This is a genomic window from Phenylobacterium sp. (assembly GCF_031425575.1).
Lineage (GTDB): Bacteria > Pseudomonadota > Alphaproteobacteria > Caulobacterales > Caulobacteraceae > Phenylobacterium.
In genome coordinates this window covers 1-6,416 of sequence record NZ_JANPJP010000152.1, presented here as the reverse complement: position 1 = coordinate 6,416, position 6,416 = coordinate 1, and the positions used below count along the sequence as shown (strand labels likewise).

Genomic DNA, 6,416 nt, shown 5'->3' with positions numbered 1-6,416 from the left:
GTGCGGCTCGAAGAAGCGGTGCTGGCGGCTGCGGCTGCCGGACTTGATCATGAAGTAGAGGGTCTTGCCGGCGGCGTCGGTGCGGCGCTCGATCTCACGGACTTGGGTGGCGCTCATAATGACCTCCGGCCGAAGTCCTAGGGCGGGCGGGCTGCGCGGTCGAGGAAAATGTTCCGGTTATGTTCTTGTCCGGGCAGTCGGCAAAAACCCGCTAAGCCATTGAAACCGTTGGAGCGGCTTTCGGCCTGGTCGGGAGGCGGCGCGTTGGAAACGCTGCATTTCCCTCAGCTTCCCAAGCTGAATGTCGTGGGTTCGAATCCCATCGCCCGCTCCAGTTTTCTCGAAATCCGTGCCTGTCGCGCCTCTGCGTCCAACGCGGGGCCCTTTGATCGGCGTCAAGGCGGCCGTCGCGGGCAGGCGCAGGATGGGATGATCGGAGGACAGCCCATGACCTATCGAGACATTCTCGTTCACGTTGACGAACACCCGTCATCCAAGCCCCGCGCCGCGGCCGCGGCCACGCTCGCGGCGCGCCTGAACGCGCGGCTGACCGGCGTCTTCCTAAAGTCCGAATTCCTGCGCGACGCCATGGTGGCGGAGTCGCTGGCCTATATGCCCCCTGACGCGCTCCAGGCGCTGATCGAGGAGGAAGCGGCGGCGCGCCTGCAGGCCTCCGAGGCCGCCCGCGGCATCTTCGAGGCCGAGGCGCGTCGAGCGGGCGCCAACTCCGACTGGCTGGTGGTCGATGGCCGTGACCAGGAATTGATCGCCTGTGCGCGACGCTTCGACCTGACGGTGTTCCCGCCGATCGCCAAGGTCAGCTTGAGCCTGAATGACATTTCAGCCGCCGCCGTGGCCCTCGGCAGCGGTGGGCCTATCCTGGTGATCCCGGAAGGCGGCGCTCCGCCGGCCCTGGCCGAACGGGTTGTCGTCGCGTGGAAGGGCTCGCGGGAATCCGCGCGGGCCTTGCGGGACGCCTGGCCGCTGTTGAGCCAGGCCAAGGAGGTGCATGTCCTGATCGTCTCGCCGCATGGCGAGGGGGGGGCGGACGGACTTCTGCAGCGCCACCTGGAGAACCACGGCCTCAAGGCCAACCTCATCGTCGACCGCAGCCATGACGCCTCGGCAGGTCAGATCCTTCGGGACCATGTGGCGGCCCTCAAGGCTGATCTCGTGGTCATGGGGGTCTATGGGCGCCCGCGGCTTCAGGAACTCGTGCTGGGCGGCGTCAGCCACGACCTCCTGGCCGACCCGCCCTGTGGCCTGCTGCTTTCGCACTGAGGTGCGTCCGCCCTGGCCTGGATCGTTGCAGGCCGCCCCCCGACACCGCGCTTCGGCGCCCTGTGGAGTCCGCCAATGCCCCTCCTTGGCCGCTGTCTTCTGTTGAGCCTCGCGACTCTCGTGCTCTCCGCGTGCAATCCGCGTCCGCTGCCGCCCAACGTCACGCCACCCCAGGCCGCTGAGGCGACCCCCGCGCCCTGACCTTGGCCAGGTGGGGTGGAACGCGGCTCAGCCGTCTGTCCCAGGTCAGGCGTCACCATCGCGGGCGCGCGGCGCCACCCATCCGAGGCCCTTCCAAGGCCCGGTTCGGGGCTGGGTTGGCGCTAATCCGCGGTCCAGAGCGCAGGCGTGGCGGCGGGCAGTTGGCTGAAGGTCTCATAGGCGCGGCGCATGTCGCATTGGACATAGCTCGGCCGCTTCATCATCCGGGTCAGCCAGCCGGAGACGCGGGGTGCTGCCTGCAGCAAGGCGGCGCCCTCCGGGGTTCGGCCGAAGAACAGCAGGTGCGGGAACAGGAAGGTGTCGGCCAGGGTCAGGCGGTCGCCCACCAGGTAGCCGTCGTCACCGACAGCGTCGTCGATCTGGCGGATTTGCGCCAATAACGGCGCGCGCGCTGACTGGAGGAAGGCTGCGTCGGTGTCGAACCCCCAGGCCGGCCGCACCAGCCGCTCCTTCACGAAGCGGTTCATGACCGGGAACACATAGGCGTTGACGATGCTGATCCAGCGCAGGACATGCGCCTGGCCCAGGGGATCGGCGGGTTGCAAGGCCGGGCCGGGGAAGGCGCGGTCGATATAGTGGGCGATCGCCAGGGTCTCGTAGAGCACCACCTGGTCATGCTGTAGCACCGGCATCTTGCCGAACGGATTCAGCCGCAGGTGGGCCTCCGACCCCAGCTCCAGGGGCTCGAGGCGGTACTCGACCCCCTTCTCGTCGGCCACCTGCATGGCGGTCCAGAGATAGGCGCTGTCGGCCATCGAGTGGAACGTGAGGGTGGCCATCGCTCGCCTCTCCTAGCCGAACCCTCGCCGCGCGGATCGTGACCCGTCTCAGGTGGCCATGCGCGCCAGGGCGCAACGGTTGGCGATGCGGAATTCCCGAGAGCCAGTGAATTCGACCACCAGGGCGCCTTGCAGCTGCGTCAGCATCCGCGAAACCGTCTCGATTGTCAGGCCGAGATAGTCGGCCATGTCCTGGCGTCCCATGGGCAGGTTCACCATTCCCGCGGGCCGCCGGTCGGCCAGGCCCATCAGGAAGCTGGCCACCCGCTCGCACGCGGTCTTTCGTCCGAGCAGCAGCAGGTGCTCCTGGGTCCGCTCAAGTTCCCGGTTGGTCGCGGCCCAGAGCAGGGTTTGAAAGGCCTCCTCGCCCGCCGCCGCCCGCAGCGCGGACGCCTTCAGCACGAGAATAACGCAGTCGCTGACCGCTTCGGCGGCGTAGCGATGGGTGGGGCCCGCCTCGATGCCGAACAGGTCCTCGGCGTCATAGAAGTCGCCGATCTGGCGGCGCCCGTCGCTCAGCAGCCGCGAGGTGCGAACCGCGCCCGAAATGACCCGGTAGATTAGGTCTGCATCTTCGTCCTGGCCGTAGATTTCCTCATCCTTGGCGAAGGCCATCCGCACGCCCATCTGCCACATCAGATCGGCGGCCTCCGTTTGAGGGCGGGCCATTAGTCCGGCGTAGCCTGCGCGGACAGTTTGGGTTTGGACGGCGCTCATCGATCGTCTCCGGTTTGATGAGCAATGGCTACGCTGCGCGGGTGAGCGGCGAAATTCGGGAGCGCCCCCTAAGTAGATCTACGGAGGCGCCCCGACAGCGGCGATCCAGGTTCGTACGCCGTAGACCGGAGCGGCGTCCCCCCACTTGATCGATCGCAAAGCCATCGCCACGCCGACGGGCGACAAGGCTCAGCAGCAGAAGGAAAGCCGCCATGTCCAAGTCGATCACCAAGACGGTCGCCAGCACCGTCGATGAGGCCCTCGAGGACGTCGCGCACGAACTGAAGCGCGCCGCCCGCGACGTCGGCGGAGACATCGAAGACTCCATCTCCAAGGCGTCCGAAGCGCTCAACCGCGCCGCCCATGCCCTGGCTGAAGAGGCGCGCGACCGCTCGGTCACCCTCGTCAACGCCACGGCGGACGAGGCCAAACGCCATCCGGTCGCCACCGCCGCTGCGATCGCCACCGCCGCGGCCGCCCTGGTGGCTCTTGTAGTGGCCTCGCGCCGGGCCAAGACCTCCTAGGCGGCGATCATCGCGCTTCCGGTCGACCCAGAGCTGCTGCCAGGATTCCTCCTGGCGGTGGCTCTCGTCGAGCTGACCCCGGGGCCCAACATGGGGTATCTGACCATCGTCGCCTCTCGATGGGGCCGGCGCGCCGGGCTTGCGACCGTGGCGGGGGTCACCCTTGGGCTCACCGTCTACATGCTTGCGGCGGTGGCGGGCCTGGGGGCGATCGTCATGCGTATCGCTTGGCTCTACGCGCTGCTGCAATGGGCGGGTGTCGGCTTCCTTCTGTGGCTCGCCTTCGAGGCTTGGCGCGGTGGGCCCGCGCCGCCTCTGGGTCACCAGGCGGAACCCCCGGCCCGGGGGCGCCTGTTCACCCGGGGTCTGATCGCCAACCTGCTCAATCCCAAGGCCGCCGTGTTCTACGTTGTCCTGCTGCCCGGCTTCACCAACCCGGCCCGCGGTGACCCTGTCGCCCAGGCCCTGGTCCTGGGCGCGATCCATGTTGCTGTCAGCATCACGGTCCACACCGCCATAGTGCTGGCCGCCGGGAGCATGAGCCTGGCCCGGTGGGAGACTCCGGGTTTCCGGCGCCGCCTCGACCAGGCTGTCGCCGGCGGCCTGGTGCTGATCGCGCTGTGGCTCGCCTGGCAAACATTCCAGTCCACCTGACTTCTTCCGATCAGTCCTCGATCGGGAAGGGCGCCACTCTGGCCAGCAGGGTCACCGGCGGATCGTCCGCTGGCACGGCCGCCTTCTGGCTGGCCGGCGGGCGGCGCCGATGGGCCGGCCAGAACACCGCGGCCAGCGCTCCCAGGGCCGCCATGACGAAACCGACGCTCTCGCGGATCGGGTGAAGGGGCTGACGGTCGCTGGCGTCCTGAGGCGGCATGGACTTCTTCCTGGGATCTGAGCGCTGCGTGCAGGCCGAGGCGGCCTGCGACACGGGCTGGCTGTCGCGCGTCAATGGGACAGGAGGACCGGGATCGTAGCGTGGCGAAGCATGTGTTCGGTCGCGCCCCCCAGGACCATCTCCCGCAGCCGCGAGTGCCCATAGGCGCCCATCACAAGCAGGTCCGGCCGCGTCTCGCCGAGGTATCCATCCAAGGTCCGCGCGATGCCGTGTCCGTCCGTCTCGACGTAGTCGATGGCCGTCTCGATACCGTGCGCTTGTAGGTGACGGGCGGCGTCCTGCGCCATGCCACCGACCGTCGAGGCCTTCTCATTGAGGATGGTGAGGACCCGCACCCGACGCATACCCCGTAGGATCGGCAGGGCGTCGGCCATGGCCCGGGCCGCGGGAACCCCGCCGTCCCACGCCATCACCGCCACGCCATCGGTGAGCTTGGGAGCGGCGGGGATGTCGCGGGGCATCACCAGCACGGGGCGCCCCGAGTTGAAGATTACGGTCTCGGCGACCTCCCTCTGGCCATCCAGGGCGCCTCCAAAGGGAACGATGCAGAGGTCGCGGGCCCGAGCCCTGCGGGCGACATGCAGCGCGAAGTCCGGCAACCCGGCGGTTTCGAGAAGCGTGCCGCGGAAGACCCCGGTGTCTTCAGCGCGTCTCTTGAAGCGCTCCAGGACATGATTGCAGGCGGCCAGACTGCGGGCCTCTTCCTCGCGCGCAAGATCGGTCAGGCCGATCAGGCGCTCGGCGAGGATGTTACTCTTCACCGGGATCGAAAGGCGCAGCGCCAGCGCCGTAAGTTGTCCGCCGAGGCGGGCGGCCAGGCCCACGGCCGCATCGATCGCCGCGTCAGGGGTCGGCTCCGGATAGGTGTCGAGATGAAGCAGAATGTCTTGCAGGCTCATGGGGCGCTCCAGGGATGTGAGGTCAACATGACCCTGTCCCGAGACCCCGCCTTGACCTAGCGCAACCGCCGGGCTGCCGAAGGCCAGGCGAGCAGGACGAGAGGGATCACGGCTGCGACGCCGACAAGGGCCAGGCCCAAGAGGCCCGGCGGCGTGAAGAACCTGCTCAAGGCTTCCCGGTGATCGGGCGCCAGGAGCGCGCCGGCCACTTCGCCTGCCAGCACGACTCAGGCGCCGGTCAGTCCGATGGCCGCACGCCGCACCGGCCGGCGGTCGATCAGGTTCAGTCGCTCCATCCAAGCGATGGTGAGGACCATGACCGCGGTGAGGAGCGGCGCTTCGAGGCCGACAGCGGCAAGCGGGCCAATCAGGGGGGCGACCACCATGACCCGCAGGGGCCCGAGGATCCATCCGCAGGCCAACAGGGTCAGGCCATAGAGGACGCCCAGTGTCCAGGTTGGCCACGAGGGCCGAAGGCCACTCGCTCTGGCCGCCACGTCAGCGTCCTGGCCGCACGCCCGCGCCGAGCGGACAGGCGTATTCGGCCTCCACCGCCTGGCGGATGGCGTCGGCGGCGGCCTGCGGCCGGTTTGCGCGATCACGCCCCAGCCGCAGCAGCAGGGCCGTCTGCACGGCCTCGGCCGAGAGGTTCGCTGGGGGACAGATGGTGCGCCGCGTCGCGGGACGCCGCGCCTGGCCGGCCAACAATTGATCCACCGCGCCCACGAGGTAGCCAAGGCACAGGGCCGAGGACGCGTCGACGCAGAGCACCGTCAGGTCCTCGGTGCTGATGAAGCCCTGGACGCTTGGCGCCGGCGGTGGGAGCGCCGTGACCAGAGAGAGGATAAGGAGCCAGCTCATGCGGCGAGACTCTCAGGGACCGCTCCGCCTCGCCTTGATTTTCCGCAATTGACCCAGATCAAGGGCCGCGGCGTCCTTGCACGGCATTGAGACCTGGGGCGCGATAAGCCCGGCGAAGCTAAGGGGACCGGCTGGGGCGCGAGATCGTCGAGCGCGCGGCCGGAATTCAAGTCGATGGATTACAAGTCCGCGTTCAGCACCGCTCTTGAGCAGATTCATGCCGAGGGTCGTTACCGGG

General features: G+C 68.5%; 9 protein-coding genes and 1 tRNA gene. 4 read left to right on the top strand and 6 right to left on the bottom strand.

Annotated elements, in window-relative coordinates:
* Nucleotides 1–256: 256 nt before the first annotated feature.
* Together RMO97_RS08835 and RMO97_RS08830 are read left to right on the top strand one after the other, a co-directional pair.
* Nucleotides 257–334 (top strand) — tRNA-Gly (locus RMO97_RS08835).
* Between the two features lie 113 nt (nt 335–447).
* Entirely contained in the window at nt 448–1,281 is an 834-nt protein-coding gene (locus RMO97_RS08830; protein WP_310540416.1) for a universal stress protein, read from the top strand.
* 323 nt (nt 1,282–1,604) lie between these two features.
* On the opposite strand, the gene RMO97_RS08825 is transcribed toward RMO97_RS08830, so the two are convergent.
* Nucleotides 1,605–2,282 carry a glutathione S-transferase family protein gene (locus RMO97_RS08825; protein ID WP_310540414.1) on the bottom strand — a complete coding sequence of 226 codons (678 nt, stop codon included), beginning with the start codon at nt 2,280–2,282 and terminating at the stop codon, nt 1,605–1,607.
* Between the two features lie 48 nt (nt 2,283–2,330).
* Complete coding sequence (locus RMO97_RS08820; protein ID WP_310540412.1) at nt 2,331–2,999, bottom strand: helix-turn-helix domain-containing protein; 669 nt, start codon at nt 2,997–2,999, stop codon at nt 2,331–2,333.
* A gap of 212 nt (nt 3,000–3,211) precedes the next feature.
* On the opposite strand from RMO97_RS08820, the gene RMO97_RS08815 reads away from it, so the two are divergent.
* Nucleotides 3,212–3,523: a hypothetical protein gene (locus tag RMO97_RS08815; RefSeq protein ID WP_310540411.1), complete on the top strand. Its 312-nt coding sequence runs from the start codon at nt 3,212–3,214 to the stop codon at nt 3,521–3,523.
* Between the two features lie 57 nt (nt 3,524–3,580).
* A complete protein-coding gene (locus tag RMO97_RS08810; protein WP_310540409.1) occupies nt 3,581–4,177 on the top strand; it encodes a LysE family translocator in 597 nt (198 codons plus the stop codon).
* Between the two features lie 10 nt (nt 4,178–4,187).
* On the opposite strand, the gene RMO97_RS08805 is transcribed toward RMO97_RS08810, so the two are convergent.
* The 4 genes from RMO97_RS08805 to RMO97_RS08790 form a co-directional block, all read right to left on the bottom strand.
* Nucleotides 4,188–4,397, bottom strand: a complete 210-nt coding sequence (locus tag RMO97_RS08805) for a hypothetical protein (RefSeq protein WP_310540407.1) — start codon at nt 4,395–4,397, stop codon at nt 4,188–4,190.
* A gap of 71 nt (nt 4,398–4,468) precedes the next feature.
* Nucleotides 4,469–5,317 (bottom strand): universal stress protein, encoded by an 849-nt coding sequence (locus RMO97_RS08800; protein WP_310540405.1) that lies wholly within the window; start codon nt 5,315–5,317, stop codon nt 4,469–4,471.
* A 227-nt stretch (nt 5,318–5,544) separates the two neighbouring features.
* Entirely contained in the window at nt 5,545–5,814 is a 270-nt protein-coding gene (locus tag RMO97_RS08795) for a hypothetical protein (protein WP_310540403.1), read from the bottom strand.
* A 1-nt stretch (nt 5,815) separates the two neighbouring features.
* On the bottom strand, nt 5,816–6,178 hold the full coding sequence (locus RMO97_RS08790) for a Rap1a/Tai family immunity protein (protein ID WP_310540401.1): 363 nt from the start codon (nt 6,176–6,178) through the stop codon (nt 5,816–5,818).
* Between the last annotated feature and the right edge of the window lie 238 nt (nt 6,179–6,416).

Coding starts and splice junctions, on each gene's coding strand:
- RMO97_RS08800 (WP_310540405.1), bottom strand. CDS start 5,317: ATGAGCCTGCAAGACATTCTGCTTCATCTCGACACCTATCCGGAGCCG.
- RMO97_RS08805 (WP_310540407.1), bottom strand. CDS start 4,397: ATGCCGCCTCAGGACGCCAGCGACCGTCAGCCCCTTCACCCGATCCGC.
- RMO97_RS08830 (WP_310540416.1), top strand. CDS start 448: ATGACCTATCGAGACATTCTCGTTCACGTTGACGAACACCCGTCATCC.
- RMO97_RS08820 (WP_310540412.1), bottom strand. CDS start 2,999: ATGAGCGCCGTCCAAACCCAAACTGTCCGCGCAGGCTACGCCGGACTA.
- RMO97_RS08790 (WP_310540401.1), bottom strand. CDS start 6,178: ATGAGCTGGCTCCTTATCCTCTCTCTGGTCACGGCGCTCCCACCGCCG.
- RMO97_RS08815 (WP_310540411.1), top strand. CDS start 3,212: ATGTCCAAGTCGATCACCAAGACGGTCGCCAGCACCGTCGATGAGGCC.
- RMO97_RS08825 (WP_310540414.1), bottom strand. CDS start 2,282: ATGGCCACCCTCACGTTCCACTCGATGGCCGACAGCGCCTATCTCTGG.